This is a genomic window from Aquisphaera insulae (genome assembly GCF_011064615.1).
Classification (GTDB): Bacteria; Planctomycetota; Planctomycetia; order Isosphaerales; family Isosphaeraceae; genus Aquisphaera; species Aquisphaera insulae.
Window position 1 is genome coordinate 82,140 of sequence record NZ_JAALJH010000003.1, and the last position, 14,328, is coordinate 96,467.

Here is a 14,328-nt window from a genome sequence, read left to right on the forward strand (position 1 = left end):
AATGCCAGGGGTGTCGATCGGCCTCGTCCAGGTCGGTGGCGAGGTGGTCCCGTCAGGCCTGGAGGAGCCCGAAGAGGGCATCCACCCACTCCGGCCCCGGCCGCCGAGGGAGCTGGTCCGGATGGGTGGCGACGAACTCGAGGATCAGGGGGAGTGCCACGCGCGGCGAAGGCGCGGTGGCCCCCGGATCGGGGAGCCGGGCCAGGAGCTTCGAAAGGTGGACCGGGAGTATCACCCCCTCGACGCGTCCGCCGCCCGGGTCGGAGCAGAGGGCCGGGTCGGATGAGACGAGGTATTCGCGGCAGATCAGGGGACGTTCCTCGTGGATCGAGCAGCTCTCGTCCTCCAGGAACGGGCAGGGGATCCCCTGCTCGAAGTAGGCCAGGCCGACCGCCTCACGTTCCGAGCGGGGGACGGAATCGGGCTTCCGGAGCGTCTCCAGTAGGCCGGCCTCCGCGAGCCGGGCGACCGAGGCTTCGAACCGGGCAAGGACAGCGTCCCGCCTCGGCGGGGGGAGCGACGCGACGAGGTCCGCCAGGTGCCTCGCCTCCACCTCCGTGACCGGGACGAGCTGGCGGCAGCAGGCCCCGCAGCCGGCCCGGCAGGAGACTCGCCGCCCCACGGCCTCGAGCCGGGCCTCCGCGTCCTGGCCGACGACGGCGGAGAGCATGTGCAGCACCGGCAGGACGGCCCCCGGCGCGACGGCACCGGCCGGCACGGTCAGCTCCGCCTGGACGTCCACGCCCGCCAGCCGGAGGGCCACGCTCGCCGACACCGTCTCCGACGCGGCCTCATGCGGGCTCATTCGACACCTCCTCCGCCGGCAGCAGGAACCCCTGGCTGATGAGTCGATGGACCGTCACGAGCATCTCCGGCACGATCGACTCCAGGTCCCGGCCCGCCTTCGCGGCCACCTGGGAGAGCACCTGGGAGAGGGGCAGGGTGCCCCGGCAGAGCGTCAGGAGGATGAAGACGGACTGGTCCATCCGCCCCTCGTACTCCAGGTCCTTGCCGATGACGCAGTGGGCATCCTCGACGACCCATCCCGACGGTCCGGGCTCGAGCCGCTGGACGATCCGGAGCTCCGGGCGGCTGCGGAGCCGGAGGTCCATCATGGCCCCGGGCGTCCCGCCCATCCGGTCGAGCCAGTCGCGAGCCGCGAACGTCGCCAGGATGCCGGGCCCGTTGGGCTGGTTCTTCTTCTTCTCGGTCTCGAAGTGGACCCAGTTGTTCCCGCCGGAGCGGCGCCGGAGGACGATCAGACCCGTGTCGATCGCCTCGACGCCGATCTCCCGGTAATGGTCCATCCAGCGGCCGAATGCCTCGGACATGCCTTCCTCGTCGCCGACGTCGCCCTGGCGGAGCCAGTGGCTGGCGTAGACGTCGATCGGGTGGGTCGCATTCTGGTAGACGAGGGCGTCGCAGCCCGAGCCGTCGAACCAGTCCAGGAGCCGGCCGCGCCATTCGTCTCCCTTGTCCCGCACCCAGTTGCCGATCAGCTCGAAGATCCCCCCTTCGGCGAGCTGCACCGGGGCCTCGCGGACGATCCGCTCGCAGATCGCGTCCCCGCGCAGGCCGCTGTCGCGATACTGGAGCTGGTTCTCGGGCGAGATGACGAACGGCGGGTTGGTGACGATCAGGTCGAAACGCTCGCCGGCCACCGGCTGGAAGAGGTCGCCGGTGCGGAACTCGACGTTGCCGATCCCGTTGAGGATGGCGTTGAAGCGGGCGAACCCCACCGCCCGGGCGTTGCGATCGGTGCCGACCGCGTGTCCCGAGTGGGCGGCGGCGGAGAGGGCCTGGAAGCCGCTGCCGGTCCCGAGGTCGAGCATCCGCCCCACCCTGGGCCGCACCGTGATCTCGGCGAGGCTCAGGGTGGATCCGGTCACTCCCAGGACGTAATCATGCTGCTTGCCCCCCTCCGGCCACGACCGATCGTGCGCCATGATGAGCGTCCGCGAGGCCCGCATCGCGACCAGGGGGCGGACCTCATCGCCCTGATTCGCGACCAGCCCGAGCTCGGCCCATTCCGCCGGGTCCATCGGCGCGACGGCCCGTCGGAAGTCCTCCGAGGTGACGGGGACCTCCATCAGGAAGAGACGCATGAGGGTGCCCAGGGGATCCGGCTCGCGAGTCCGCCAGAGCAACCGCGGCCGGTCGAGCGGGCCGAAGGAGAGCTTCCCCTCGCCATCGACCCCGAGCCGCTCGTAGATGTGCTTCTCGTCATACCCGACCCGGCCAAGGACCTCGCGGACCCCGCTCGCCAGGTCTGGCCGATCGAGCGCGAGGGGAACTTCCCGACTGAGAGGAGTCATGGCGGATGCCCCGAACGGGTTGACGATCGTGAAGTCGCGTCGACGAGATGGGAGCTCGACCTTAGCATACCGGCCGGGACGACCGAGGCGTGCTGAAATTCCCCCGCCAGCCGGCCCCCTACCCACGACTCCCGCGGCGGCCCGGGCCCGGGATGATCACTTCACGCGCACCAGCTTCATGATCCGGCCGGCGACGTTCCAGTCCTGGACGTAGAGGTTCCCGTCGAGATCCCACGAGGAGCCGTGGGTGCCGCTGAAGAGGCCCTCGACCCATTTGTCCTGGGGTACGTTGTAGTTGCCGCCCTGCTTGGGGTCGGGGTTGTTGCCCAGGACGGCGATGATCGTGTTGGTCCTGTCCAGGATCACCAGCCGGCCGTGGAGGTCGGGGACGGAGACGAAATCACCCTGCACGTTCGCCGAGGTGGGCATCCCCAGGCCGGTGACGACCTCGCCGAGGAATTTGCCGTCCAGGTCGTAATGCACGAGCCGCCCCTTGGGCTGATGGTTGCGGTCGCAGATCAGGAGGCGAGCCGGCTCGTAACGGGTGTCGAGGGTCATGCCGTGGGCGGTGTGGAACTCCTTCAGGCCGTCGCCTTGCGTCCCGAAGTGCATCAGGTACTTGCCGGTCCTGTCGAACTTGAAGATGTGGTCGCTGGCGTAGCCGTCGGACAGGAAGATGTCGCCGTTGGGAGCGACGGTGATCGCGGTCGGGTTGAACTTCTTCAGGTCCAGCCCCGACTCCTTCGGGAAGGGGAGCTTGAGGACGATCTCGCCGGTCTGGGCGTTGAGCTTGAGCCCCTCGGCGTTGTTGTTGCGGGCGGCGTAGAGAAACTCTCCGCCGTCCTCCGAGCGGATCTTGATGTCGTGCATGTCCGAGTACTTGTCGCCGAGGAAGCTGCGGATCACCTTGCCGTCGGGCGAGAAGACGAAGACCCCGGCGTGGGCGCTCGTGTAGATGCTGCCGTCCTTGCCCACCGCGACGCCGCCATGGCACGGGCCGATCGCGGACGTGCCGTCCGCCTTCAGCCCCCAGCCCGGCACCGTATCGAAGGTCATCGCGCCGCATCCCATCCGGACGGGCTGCGGCGTGTCCGCCGCAAAGCCTGTTGGCGCGGTCCCGAGGGCGAGAGCGATGGCGAGGGCGGCGGGAGAGAGACGCCTGATCATGAGCGAAACTCCTGCGGGCTGAGGTGAAGCCCCAAACTTAGGGCTTCGCAAAGCCTAACGGGCCCGAAGGTCGGGAGAAAGACCGCGCAGGTTTCTTCTGGGGTGAAACCTCCAGGGGACTCGGGGATCGTTCCCCCTCGTCTCGCTCGTTCCTCTCAGTAATCGCGGGTCGCCGCCACCCGGAGGATGTCGCTGACGAGCACCGCACCCGCGAGGATGATCACGGGAAGCCCGACCAGCCACCAGTATGGGACGGCGACCGCCAGCATGGCCGGCGGCGCGACGGCGACGAGCGGAAACAGCCGCGAGCCGAACCAGCGAGCCGGCCGCAGGCCGCTGGCGAAGGCACCGAGGTAGACGAGCGGAAGCGTCAGCCAGGCCCGAATCGACGGGACTGTCATCGACCAGGCGAACGGCCCCGCGTGGGTTCCGGGCGTGGCAGCCCACGATGCGTAGAGGAGGAGCGGAACGAGCGCGCAGGCGAGCACGAGCACCGAGCCCGTGACGAGCTTGGTCAGGAAGAGGCCCCGGCGGCTCATCGGCAGGTGGAGCAGGTAGAGCGAGGTGCCCTGGCTCGGCTCCCAGGCCGATTGGCGGAATCCCAGCGCGATCGCCAGCGCCGCGCCGACGAAGATGAGGATCGACACGAAATTGTCCTGGACGAAGGGGATGTCGCGCGGCGATACGTTCATCCCGGGGGCGAACGAGACGAGGTTGCCGAAGATGGGGCCGCCGGTCCCGGTCAGCTTGCTGACGTAGGCGAAATAGACGAGCACCGTGAGCCCGACGAACGCGCGCGTCTCTCGCAGCTCCTTGCGGATGAGTGCCATGATCATGATTCTCTCCCTCAGGATTCATCCGGATGTCCGGCACCGAGGTGCCTCAGGCGAAGATCTCGGTCCCCTTGAGGGCCGGTGCCGGGAAGGGCTCTCGGCAGCTTGCGCAGGCGTCGTGGTCGCACGACGACCGTTCGCCGCAAGCCGGGCAGCTCACACGTGCCGGCCAGCGACGATGGAGCAGGAATCCGACGAGACCCGGGATTCCGAGGAGGAGCACGAAGGTCGCCCAGGCGGCGCGTTCGCGGGGCGAGAGGCCGAACCCCCGGGACCACCGCCAGGCGGCCAGGGCAAGAATCGCGGCGAGGGCAAGGACCACCACCGGTGCCGCCCAGTTGGCCGACAGCAGCGCCCAGAGATCCGCCGAGAGGCTCCGCCGAGGGTCTGCCCGCGTCGCCAGGAACATGTAAACGGCCAGCAGCAAGGCGGGCGCCGGAATCACCGCCGCCGTGTAGGCCGCCTCCGCGCGCCGGTTCCTCCCCCATCCCGACTGTGTCCGGATCGTGAGCTGTTCCTTACCGGTGATCTTGCCGTCCGGATCGACTCGAAAGTAGGTGACCCGCTGTGTCGGGGCCGGGGAGTCGACGCCCAGGTCCGACGGGTCCGCGTACTCGACGAGCGCCCGGCCGTCGTCGAGTTCGTACCAGCTCAATCCGGATCGGCGATCGATGTCCGCCGGGATCTGGAACGTGCCGGCCACCTTGCCACCGCGGTCGAGCCGGTAGACCGTCGATCCGGCTCTCACCAGGATCGGCCGAGACGCCGTCGATTCCTTCCCGTACTGGAAGTAGGACCAAAGCGTCGGCACGCCGACCGACGCGATCGTTTCGGGCGCCTGGAAGATCGCCTTCGTGGTGCGAGCGGCGAGGTCGGCGACTCGCAGCGTGTCCCCCGAGGGGACGAAAACCAGGTGGGGCGGAATGTCCGACGCCGTCGGCCGCAACGACGACGGGCCTTGCGAGTGGATCGACAAGGGGGCGGAACTCCAGAACGAGTAATTGAGGGCAACCTCGCCGAGGACGGGGATCCGCTCGGCCGGTGGCAACGGACCGTCGCGGAAGCCGGCCAGGCCCAGGCGGCCGATCTCTCGCCTGTTCCTGCGGTCGTGGAGGATGAACTCGCCCGACCCGTCCGCCTTCCCGTCGTGCACGAAATACCAGGCACGCTCGGGCGCGTTCTCGTCCTCGAACGGGCGGATTCTGGCCGGCCATCCCGCCTGCATTCCCGTCGCCTCCCCGTCGAGTTCTCCGCCCAGGGTGATCGGCCCGAGGAGGTCGCGGCGATCCTGGATCACTCGCTCCCGGCCGTCCGCCTCGCGGTACGTCACCTTCGCCTGGTCACGGTCGTCGTAGGAGTAGAGCTCGATCAGCGGCGTGCCATCCGCCGCGACCGCGGCCCGCTCGACCGGGGGACGGATGCCGTCCCGCCGGGACTCCAGGACCGTCGCCCCGATCCAGGCCAGCAGCACGAGCCAGAGCGTGGCGAAGCCGAGTGCGATCGTCCCGGCGAGCAGGAGGGAACGCGAGAGCGAGCGATGTCCCGTTGCCGTGTTCATGCGGCACCTCCCTGGTCACCGGCGCCGACGCCCACCGGGGCCGGCTCGATTTCGTCTCCGAGGATGGGCAGCGACCGCCGCGGCCCGCGGGTGTAGTCCACGAAGGCATCCTCGAGGTTCATCGCCACGACGTCCCACGAGAGCGGCGAGAGCGACTCGACGACGCGTTGCTGGCGCTCGCCGAAGTCGACGATGACGAGCTCGAGCCGATGGCCGACCTCCCACGACTGCACCAGCCCGGCGCATCCGGGGAAGGCCGGCGGCCTGCCCGGGAACTCAAGAACGACCCGACTGACGGCCTCCTTGAAGCGGTCGGTCGGGCAATCGACGCGGAGGACGCCATCCACGAGGATGCCGATCCGGTCGGCCACCCGCTCCACGTCGGCCAGGATGTGCGAGCTGAAGAGGATCGTCCGGCCCCTCCGCTGGACCAGGTGGATCATCGACGACAGGAAGTCGCGCCGGGCCACGGTGTCCAGGCCCAGCGTGGGGTCGTCCATGACCAGCAGGTCGGGGTCGGGCGCGATCGCCAGGGCCAGCGAGAGGCTGGCACGCTGGCCGTTCGAGAGTCGCCTGACCTTCGCCCGCGCGGGGAGATCGAAATGGTCGAGGATCGCGGCGAGCAGCCGTCCGTCCCAGCGGCCCGGGTGGAATCGTGCGGCGAACCGCGACGCCTCGCCGACCGTCATCCAGCCGTAGAGCGGATGCCCCTCCGCCAGGTAGGCCACGCGGCCCCGAACCTCGGAGGGCAGGCTCGCGACGTCGTGCCCGAGCAGCTCGACCCGACCCCGGTCGGGCTGGACCATCCCCATGAGCATCTTGATCGTCGTGGACTTCCCCGCCCCGTTGCGGCCGAGGAAGCCGTAGACGCCCCCGGCCGGGACCCTCAGGTCCAGGTGGTCCACCACGCAACGCGGGCCGTAGAACTTCGTCAGCCCGCTCGTCACGATCGCGTGCGTCATGACGCGTCCCTCCCCCCCGGTTCATTGCCCTTCACCGCCGGAGCCGGCCGAGCCGGAATCCACTGGAACTGCCGCGACCGGCTCGCCACGAGCTTCGCGACCTCGTCCTCCGAGAAGCCGAGGTGCACGGCCTCGGTGAGGAACCGGTCCAGGCTCTCGACGAGCTGTTTCCGCCGCGCCTCCTTGGTGCGGTCGTCCCGCGGCTCGGCGACGAACACCCCGCGCCCGGGGCGGTTGGTGACCAGCCCCTCGCGCTCGAGCTCGGTGTAGGCCCGCGCCACCGTGTTCGGGTTGACCACCAGGTCGCGCGCCATCTGGCGGACCGACGGGAGCTGCCCCCCGGCCTTCAGGTCCCCCCGCGCCACCGCCTCTCGCACCTGCCGCACCAGTTGCTGGTAGATCGGCAGGCTCGAGCCCTCGATCCGATACTGCATGACGCCACCTCGATTCACCGTACTAGGAATCATAATACAGTTAACAGAGGCGTCAAGGCCCGGTCGTCAACTTTCGGCGGGTCGGCGGCCCGCGAGCAGGTCCTCGTAGATCCGCTCCATGCCCCGCGCCAGGGCGGCGGCAGCGCACGCAGGGGAGGCGCGAAGGCGATCGCGGAGCGAGCGGCGAAGGTCGGCCAGGCGCTCGGGCGTGGCCGGATCGAGGGCCATCGCGATGGCCTGGGCGACGTGGGCGTCGCGGTCGCTCGCGACGAGCTCCGGCAGCCCCGCCTCGCGGACGATCGAGGCGCTGATGCGTGAGGCCCAGCGGTCGCCGTCGAAGCAGAGGACCGGGACACCCTGCCAGAGGGCTTCCATCGTCGTGGTGCCGCCGTTGTACGGGAACGTGTCGAGGGCGATGTCGATCGCCGCGTACCGTTCCAGGAAGGCGAAGTGCTCGTCGGGACCTTCCAGGGTCAGGCGATCGGGCGAGACGCCCCGGCGGGCGAACTCGCCGCGGACGAGCTCGCGCGCGGCGGCCTTGCCCAGGACCACGCTCTTGAGCAGCAAGCGGCTATCCGGGGCCATCTCGAGGATCCGCGCCCAGGCCTCGATGACCTCGGGGGTGATCTTGTACTGCGGGGCCAGGCAACCGAAGGTGGTCTGGCCCGCTTCCAGGCAAGGCGGCGGCGCGACCTCCGGGACGGGATAGCCGACCTCGAAGGGGAGGTAGGTCCCCGGCAGTCGGACGATCGGCTCGGAGAAGAGGGATTCCTCGCCGCGGCCCGGCGGGCAGACGTGGGCGTCGCCGATCATCGCGTCGAAGACGTCCAGGCCGGACGTCGCGTAGGCGTTGAACCAGGCAACCTGGACCGGCGCGGGACGCGAGGCGAAGACGCCCAGGCGGGACGGTCGGCCGTGGCCGTTCAGGTCGACGAGGACGTCGATCCGCTCGGCGACGATCCGCCCCACCAGGGCCTCGTTCGCGAGCGGGCCGGTGGCGTGCCACCGATCTCGCGGGTCCGCGTGATAGCCGGAGCCGGCGGGGGGCGGCGGGCCGTCGGAGAAGAGATGGATCTCGAACCGCTCGCGGTCGTGGTGGTTGAGCAGGCCGAAGACGGGCTTCATCCAGTTCCGCCGATCGAAGCTCGCGGAGACGTAGCCGATCCGCGGCCGTGCGGCCGATCCGGCGCCGCGGCGGGGCGGAGCCGGCTGAGGCAAGCAGCGCGATGCCCATCGGCGGCGGCAGTCGAGGATTGCCGCCGGGCTCGCGGCCGAGGAGCCGGGGACGATCATGGCCATGTTGGTCAGGGGGACGCACGCGGCGTCTCCCGGGAGCGCGCCGATGGCCCGTTCGAAGCAGTCCATCGCCTCGTCCACCCGGCCGAGCTCGTAGAGCGACCTCCCCAGGTTGTGGAGGGTCTGGCCGTGCTCCGGCGCGAGGCCGGCGAGCGTTCGGAAGGCTTCCGCGGCGCCCGCATGGTCCCCCAGGGCGTCGAGCGCGCAGCCGAGCCCCCACCAGGCCCCCGCGCGGGACGGATCCGCCGCCACCGCCCGGCGGTAGAGTCCGACGGCGGCCTCGCGATCGCCGAGGGCGTGGAGGACGTCGGCCGCCTCCGCGTTCGCGTCGGCCTGACCCGGCGACGATTCCAGCGCACGGCGATACGCGGCGACGGCTTCGTCGAGCCGGCCGGCGTCGCGATGGGCCCGAGCCTCGTCCAGCAGGCGAGAGAAGTCGTCGCTCATGATCCGTCCTCCGCTTCCTCGATCGGCCCACGACGCGTACGGCCGACGATTTTCGCACGGCGGACCCCGGTCCGATACCGGATGTCGAAGCTCGTCTCCTCGGGTGCCGGCCGGCAGGATCGGCCGGCCCGGGGCGGCCAGTTGCGGGGTCCGTGGCCGCATCGATATGGTGAACGCGGCGTCGATTCTCGGAGGGACGAGGGAGGATTCTCGTCGATGGCCACGTGCGACTTCTGCGGGACGAGCATCCTGTTCGGCGGCGTGAGGGAAGGGGATCTCCGGTTCTGCAATCAGAAATGTGCGGCCAACCTGCCGCTACTCCGGGCCTCGCGAGCGGTCCCCGACGAGGCGGTGGACCAGCACGCCGGACTGATCCATCAGGGGCCCTGCCCGAAGTGCGGCGGGCCGGGGCCGGTGGACGTCCACACCTCGCACCGGGTCTACTCGGCGCTCGTCTTCACCTCGTGGAGCAGCCACCCGGAGGTCTGCTGCGTGTCGTGCGCCAGGAAGAAGTACCTCAAGCACGGGGCCACCTCCCTGATCCTGGGCTGGTGGGGCTTCCCCTGGGGGCTGATCATGACCCCGGTGCAGGTGCTCCGGAACCTCGGCGGCCTCGTCGGCATCGGGGGCCCGGCTCGCGACGTCCCGTCGGACAAGCTAAAGCAGATGGCCCGGACGTCGCTCGGCGCCCGGCGGCGGGCGCAGATCGAGGCCGGCGGGCTGCCGACCTCGTGGGAAGCGGAGGAGGACTGAGCCGTCGCCGCAGGCTTGCCCGCGCGGGCCCTGCTGGCTTAGGCTTGAGGGACGAAGGCCCTCCCCGGAGACGCCGTCGATCCCGCCGAGAGACGTCGCCCTACCCCGCCGCGAGACCACCTGGAACATGGCCGAGAAACGGATGCTGGACGAGGAGCTGGAATTCGCGAGGGCTTTGGCCGTCGAGGCGGCGGCGCTGGCACTCGAACGGGCCCGGAGCGTGACGCCCGTCGAGAAGGCGAACACGAGCTACGTCACCGACCTGGACCGGGACCTCGAGCAGCTCATCCGCGGCCGGCTCAAGGCGAGATTCCCGAACGACCAGATCACCGGGGAGGAGTACGCGGCGGAGGGGGGCACGGGGCCGCGGCGGTGGTCGATCGACCCGATCGACGGGACCGGGAACCTCGTCCACGGGCTGCCGCTCTGGGCGGTGAGCATCGGCCTGATCGACGGCGGCGAGCCGGTGCTCGGCGTGATCGCCGTCCCGCCGCTCGGCGAGCTCTACTGGGCCGTGAAGGGGCAGGGGGCCTTCCGGGATGGCGAACGCCTGGTCGCCCGCGACGCCGAGACGATCCACAACCAGGACAACATCTGCGTCGGCACCAACGCCATGCGGAAGCTCGACCTGAGGACCGTCCCCGGCCGGCTCCGCGACCTGGGGAGCGCCTGCTGCGAGCAGGTCTTCGTGGCCGGCAATCGCCTCCAGGCGTGCGTCTTCCTGGGAGAGGCCACCCACGACGTGGCCGCCGGCGCGGTGATCACCAGCGAGGCCGGTTGCCGGTACGCCAGGCTCGGCGGCGAGGCCATCGATGGGGCGACGCTCGTCGGCCGGACCCCGGTCCCGTCGCCGACGTTCGTGGCCCCGCCGCTGCGGCTCGCCGCCCTCGTCCGAGATGCCCGCCCCCTGCCGCCTCGCGGGGACGCCTGACCATGGGACACTGGGGCGTCCGGAGCTACGACAACGACGACGCCGACGACGCGATCGACGCCGGCTTCGAGGCGGCCTGCGGCGCCGAGTACGAGGACCTGATGGATGACCGAAATCCGCTCTCGTTCGACCAGGTCCAGAAGAAGCTCGCCAGCCCGAGGACGCTCGAGGAGGCCATCCGGGCGCTCGAGGGGATGATCGGCGGCCCGCTCGAGGCCGAGCCCGATCGCTGGGATCCGGAGGCCCGCCTGGCGCTGGCCGGCGTGGTCGTCCGGCACGCGGAGTTCGGCGTCTCCATCCCGCAGGCCCTCCGCGAACGGGCCATCGCCTTCCTGGAGGCGGAGGATATCGACTGGGACGAGGAGACGAAGCGGCGGCTCCGGCGGGAGAAGGAAATCGCGCTGCTCCGCCGCCAGGCGGAGCGGCCGGCCTGAGGGAGGAGCCGGGAACATGCCCAGTGTCGACCGGAGGCCGCTCGCCTTCCGGAGCCTCGCCGACGTGATGCCGGAGGTCGACCGCCTGCTCCTGGGCGGGTACACCCCCTCGGGGCGGTGGTCCCTCGGGCAGATCTGCCAGCACCTGGCCAGGACGATGCAGTCCTCGCTGGAGGGCGAGGCCGGACGATTTCCCCGGATCTTCCGCCGGACGATCGGGGCCTTCATCGCCCGCCGCGTGATCGCGCGGGGCCGCATGCCCGAGGGCATCCCGCTCCCCCGGAGCGGAGCGCTGACTCCGCAAGACGGGCCCGAAGACCGCGCCGAGGCCGAGGCCCTCCGCGGGGCCATCCGGTACTTCGCCGGGCTTCCCGACACCCCGATCGAGCACCCCGTCTTCGGGCCCCTCTCGCGACACCAGTTCGAGCAGCTCCAGTGCATCCACTGCGCCCATCATCTGAGCTTCCTTCGCCCGACGCCTCCGGGGAGATCGGGCGATGTGTGACGATTCGCGCTCCTGGATGATGGCGACGGCGCGGGAGGCCCCCGGCGACTTGAATTCTTTTTGCCGACCCCGGATTCGTGCGTTATAGTCCTACTAACGAGTCGGGCAGGAACACCTGGCCGGCTGCCGTCGGACCCCTCGGCCTGAACGCGGGGGGCGGGTCAACTTGATTTTGGACCTTGCCGCGCACTTGCGGCTGCGATCGCATCTCCGAGCCCTTCCGACTGCCGGCTGTCGCGAAACGGCAAGAGACCCATTACGATCGTCATCCCTGTTGTCATGCACCCGAACCCGGGCCCACCGGCCCGGTCCAATTCTCCCCTCCCCGGGGCGAAGCGGGCCGGACGGGAAGGCCCGGGCTGGCGTTTCCGGACCGGAGCATCGCTGCTTGGCCAAGCTCACCGAAAGCCCGGCGCCGGGCGGCCTCTCCGCCCCCCTCTCGATCGACGAGGCCACGCCGCGGGCGCTCGGGCGGGCGTGCCTGGCGACCACCTTGCTCCTGGGCCCGATCCTGGTCGCGACCTGGACGGTCCCGTACTTCCTCACCCAGGACGGCCCGGCGCATCTCTATAACGCGGGGATCATCGCCCGGTCCTTCTCCCCGGGTTCGCCCTACGCTTCGCACTTCGAAGTCCACTGGCAGCCGCTCCCGAACTGGTCGGGCCACCTGCTGCTGGCGATCCTCCTGAAGGTCGTCCCGCCCTGGACCGCGGACCGGATCGCGATGACGATCACGCTCCTCGGCTTCGCCCTGGCGATCGTCTGGCTGAGATGGGTCGTCCGCGGCGATCGCGGCCTGATCGGCGCGGGGCTCGTCGCGGCCGTCCTGGCGGTGAATCTCCCCTGGCTGTTCGGGTTCACGAGCTTCCTCCTCGGCTCGACCTTCTTCGCGATCACGCTCGGGGCCTGGTGGGCGGCCCGAGATCGGCTGGGCCCGGCCGCGATCGCCGGGGTCGGGATGTTGCTGGTGGTCGGCTACTTCTGCCACCTCGTGAGCCTGGGGCTGACGGTCCTGTCGCTCGGATTCCTGGCGGTCTTCGCCCCGTCCGCGACGGGGGCTCCCCTGGACGGTCCCGGACGGCTCCGAAGGCTCGCGCGAACGATGGCCTGCGGGCTGCCCCTGCTCGGGTTGCTGCCGTCCTATCTTCGCCTCGCCGGGCGGGGCGGGCCGATGCAACCGGTCTGGGAGAACATCGCCGACCCACGAACCGTGGCGGGCTGGAAGATCCGACTCACCTGGATCGATCCCCTGACGCTGGCGGTCAAGAACATGATCCCGTTCCACGACGGGACCAGCCCCTTGTTCGCCGTCTTCGCCCCCGCGATCTGGTTCTTCGGCGCGGCGGTGGTCTGGCTTTACGGCGGCTTCCTGGCCTCGCGACGGGGAGGGATGAAGGCAGGCCCGGGGGAGGTCTGGCGGTTCCTCGCCGTCGGGCTGCTGCTCGCGGGCCTGTTCAGTCCCGACACGCTCGGCCCGTCGCATGGCGGCTATCTTCCCCAGCGGCTGGTCCTCCTCGCCCTCGCGGCCATGGTGCCCGCGCTGGACCTGGGGACCGGCCGGGACTTCGGCCGCCTGGCCGCGGGCTGCCTGACGGTCGGCCTGGTCGTGCAATCGGCGATCGTCTGGGACTACGCCCTGTACAGCCAGCGGACGGCCGGCCAGGTTGCGACCGTTCGCGACCTGGTGGGGAGCAATCGGAGGATCGCCGTCCTGACGGCGGGGATCAAGGACAGGTTCCGGACCAACCCGCTCCTGCACGCCGACGGCTGGCTCGGCCTGGAGAACGGCAACATCCTCTGGAACAACTACGAGGCGCAGCACTATTACTTCCCCGTGCAGTTCCGGCCGGGGCTCGACCACCCGGACCCGCTCGATTTCGAGCGGGTCGCGCTCCAGACGGATCCCCGGGCCACGGAGGACGCCGTGGCCCTCTGGCGGTCGATCCTGGAGAAGCACGCCGCGGTGATCGACGAGATCGTCGTCTGGGGCCGCGATCCGGCGCTCGACGCGATCACCGAGCGGTGGTTCGAAGTGATCGGCGCGCGGGAGAACATCCGGATTTTCGGCAAGAAGCGGCCGTGAGTCGTCGGAAGACGAGTCTTGTCACCTGCCCCGGGGGGCGGGCCGGCGACGCTAAGCCGCCGGCCCGGGGTCGGGTCGTCGGCCGCTCAGCCCTTCTTCTCGGCCTCCTTCTTCAGCTCGAAGAGGTAGACCTCGTCGGGCGACTGCTCGAACTCCTTGGGGCGGTCGTTGCCCGGCACGGCGATGGCCACGGTCAGCTTCTCGCCCTCGAGCTTGTAGATCGCCTTGGCGGTCTTCCCCTTGGCGTCGCCGGGCGCCTCGGTCAGCTCGATGTCCAGGGTCGAGCTCGGCTTGGCCTTGTCGTCGGCCTTGAGCTTGCCCTTGTACTCCATGCCGTTGACGGTGACCTCGACGGTCTCCCCCTTGATGATCCACTTGGAGTCGAGGGCATCGGAAGAGGAAGTGGCCCAGGTCCCCTCGAGGGCCTTCAGGGCAGCGGCGGGCGCGGTCTCGTCCGCCGCCCGCGCGCTCGTCAGGGTTAGTGCGCAGCAGGCGGCGAGGGCGATCGCCGCGACGAAGGATCTTCGGAGGCTCGGAGCAATTCGCAACATCGGACGGAAATCCTCGGTGGCTAGGAGCGGGCGGGCCAGGTTGTCGGGCCTCCCAGGCC

At 70.3% G+C, this 14,328-nt stretch carries 14 protein-coding genes; 5 read left to right on the top strand and 9 right to left on the bottom strand.

Going from position 1 to position 14,328, the window contains the following annotated elements; genetic code table 11:
* Window positions 1–52: 52 nt before the first annotated feature.
* From G6O54_RS02645 to G6O54_RS02680, 8 genes are all read right to left on the bottom strand, one after another.
* Window positions 53–805 carry a YkgJ family cysteine cluster protein gene (locus tag G6O54_RS02645; protein WP_165219889.1) on the bottom strand — a complete coding sequence of 251 codons (753 nt, stop codon included), beginning with the start codon at window positions 803–805 and terminating at the stop codon, window positions 53–55.
* Window positions 792–2,315 (bottom strand): methyltransferase, encoded by a 1,524-nt coding sequence (locus tag G6O54_RS02650; RefSeq protein ID WP_165219891.1) that lies wholly within the window; start codon window positions 2,313–2,315, stop codon window positions 792–794. Before G6O54_RS02650 ends, G6O54_RS02645 begins: the two co-directional genes overlap by 14 nt.
* 156 nt (window positions 2,316–2,471) lie before the next feature.
* Window positions 2,472–3,482: a 6-bladed beta-propeller gene (locus G6O54_RS02655; RefSeq protein ID WP_250846686.1), complete on the bottom strand. Its 1,011-nt coding sequence runs from the start codon at window positions 3,480–3,482 to the stop codon at window positions 2,472–2,474.
* 155 nt (window positions 3,483–3,637) lie between these two features.
* Entirely contained in the window at window positions 3,638–4,318 is a 681-nt protein-coding gene (locus tag G6O54_RS02660; protein ID WP_165219893.1) for an ABC transporter permease subunit, read from the bottom strand.
* 46 nt (window positions 4,319–4,364) lie between these two features.
* Window positions 4,365–5,873, bottom strand: a complete 1,509-nt coding sequence (locus G6O54_RS02665; RefSeq protein ID WP_165219895.1) for a transposase — start codon at window positions 5,871–5,873, stop codon at window positions 4,365–4,367.
* Window positions 5,870–6,835, bottom strand: coding sequence for an ABC transporter ATP-binding protein (locus G6O54_RS02670; protein WP_165219897.1), 966 nt, complete (start codon window positions 6,833–6,835; stop codon window positions 5,870–5,872). Before G6O54_RS02670 ends, G6O54_RS02665 begins: the two co-directional genes overlap by 4 nt.
* Complete coding sequence (locus tag G6O54_RS02675; protein WP_165219899.1) at window positions 6,832–7,269, bottom strand: GntR family transcriptional regulator; 438 nt, start codon at window positions 7,267–7,269, stop codon at window positions 6,832–6,834. Before G6O54_RS02675 ends, G6O54_RS02670 begins: the two co-directional genes overlap by 4 nt.
* Before the next feature lie 66 nt (window positions 7,270–7,335).
* Window positions 7,336–9,012 (bottom strand): O-linked N-acetylglucosamine transferase, SPINDLY family protein, encoded by a 1,677-nt coding sequence (locus G6O54_RS02680; RefSeq protein WP_165219901.1) that lies wholly within the window; start codon window positions 9,010–9,012, stop codon window positions 7,336–7,338.
* 216 nt (window positions 9,013–9,228) lie between these two features.
* Here G6O54_RS02680 and G6O54_RS02685 point away from each other — a divergent pair, with 216 nt between their 5' ends.
* The 5 genes from G6O54_RS02685 (at window position 9,229) to G6O54_RS02705 (ending at window position 13,718) form a co-directional block, all read left to right on the top strand.
* Window positions 9,229–9,765 (top strand): hypothetical protein, encoded by a 537-nt coding sequence (locus G6O54_RS02685; RefSeq protein WP_165219904.1) that lies wholly within the window; start codon window positions 9,229–9,231, stop codon window positions 9,763–9,765.
* 127 nt (window positions 9,766–9,892) lie between these two features.
* Window positions 9,893–10,696 carry an inositol monophosphatase family protein gene (locus G6O54_RS02690; RefSeq protein WP_165219906.1) on the top strand — a complete coding sequence of 268 codons (804 nt, stop codon included), beginning with the start codon at window positions 9,893–9,895 and terminating at the stop codon, window positions 10,694–10,696.
* Between the two features lie 2 nt (window positions 10,697–10,698).
* Complete coding sequence (locus tag G6O54_RS02695) at window positions 10,699–11,130, top strand: hypothetical protein (RefSeq protein WP_165219908.1); 432 nt, start codon at window positions 10,699–10,701, stop codon at window positions 11,128–11,130.
* 16 nt (window positions 11,131–11,146) lie between these two features.
* Window positions 11,147–11,635, top strand: coding sequence for a DUF1569 domain-containing protein (locus tag G6O54_RS02700; RefSeq protein ID WP_165219910.1), 489 nt, complete (start codon window positions 11,147–11,149; stop codon window positions 11,633–11,635).
* Window positions 11,636–12,023: 388 nt separating this feature from the next.
* The gene (locus tag G6O54_RS02705) at window positions 12,024–13,718 is read left to right on the top strand and encodes a hypothetical protein (RefSeq protein ID WP_165219911.1); all 1,695 of its coding nucleotides are present in this window, start codon (window positions 12,024–12,026) and stop codon (window positions 13,716–13,718) included.
* An 86-nt stretch (window positions 13,719–13,804) separates the two neighbouring features.
* Here the strand turns inward: G6O54_RS02705 and G6O54_RS02710 are convergent, their stop codons facing one another.
* Window positions 13,805–14,269, bottom strand: coding sequence for a TIGR03067 domain-containing protein (locus G6O54_RS02710; RefSeq protein WP_165219912.1), 465 nt, complete (start codon window positions 14,267–14,269; stop codon window positions 13,805–13,807).
* Window positions 14,270–14,328: the final 59 nt, after the last annotated feature.

Coding starts and splice junctions, on each gene's coding strand:
- G6O54_RS02695 (WP_165219908.1), top strand. CDS start 10,699: ATGGGACACTGGGGCGTCCGGAGCTACGACAACGACGACGCCGACGAC.
- G6O54_RS02690 (WP_165219906.1), top strand. CDS start 9,893: ATGGCCGAGAAACGGATGCTGGACGAGGAGCTGGAATTCGCGAGGGCT.
- G6O54_RS02675 (WP_165219899.1), bottom strand. CDS start 7,269: ATGCAGTATCGGATCGAGGGCTCGAGCCTGCCGATCTACCAGCAACTG.
- G6O54_RS02655 (WP_250846686.1), bottom strand. CDS start 3,482: ATGATCAGGCGTCTCTCTCCCGCCGCCCTCGCCATCGCTCTCGCCCTC.
- G6O54_RS02680 (WP_165219901.1), bottom strand. CDS start 9,012: ATGAGCGACGACTTCTCTCGCCTGCTGGACGAGGCTCGGGCCCATCGC.
- G6O54_RS02645 (WP_165219889.1), bottom strand. CDS start 805: ATGAGCCCGCATGAGGCCGCGTCGGAGACGGTGTCGGCGAGCGTGGCC.
- G6O54_RS02670 (WP_165219897.1), bottom strand. CDS start 6,835: ATGACGCACGCGATCGTGACGAGCGGGCTGACGAAGTTCTACGGCCCG.
- G6O54_RS02660 (WP_165219893.1), bottom strand. CDS start 4,318: ATGATCATGGCACTCATCCGCAAGGAGCTGCGAGAGACGCGCGCGTTC.
- G6O54_RS02700 (WP_165219910.1), top strand. CDS start 11,147: ATGCCCAGTGTCGACCGGAGGCCGCTCGCCTTCCGGAGCCTCGCCGAC.
- G6O54_RS02710 (WP_165219912.1), bottom strand. CDS start 14,269: ATGTTGCGAATTGCTCCGAGCCTCCGAAGATCCTTCGTCGCGGCGATC.
- G6O54_RS02665 (WP_165219895.1), bottom strand. CDS start 5,873: ATGAACACGGCAACGGGACATCGCTCGCTCTCGCGTTCCCTCCTGCTC.
- G6O54_RS02650 (WP_165219891.1), bottom strand. CDS start 2,315: ATGACTCCTCTCAGTCGGGAAGTTCCCCTCGCGCTCGATCGGCCAGAC.
- G6O54_RS02685 (WP_165219904.1), top strand. CDS start 9,229: ATGGCCACGTGCGACTTCTGCGGGACGAGCATCCTGTTCGGCGGCGTG.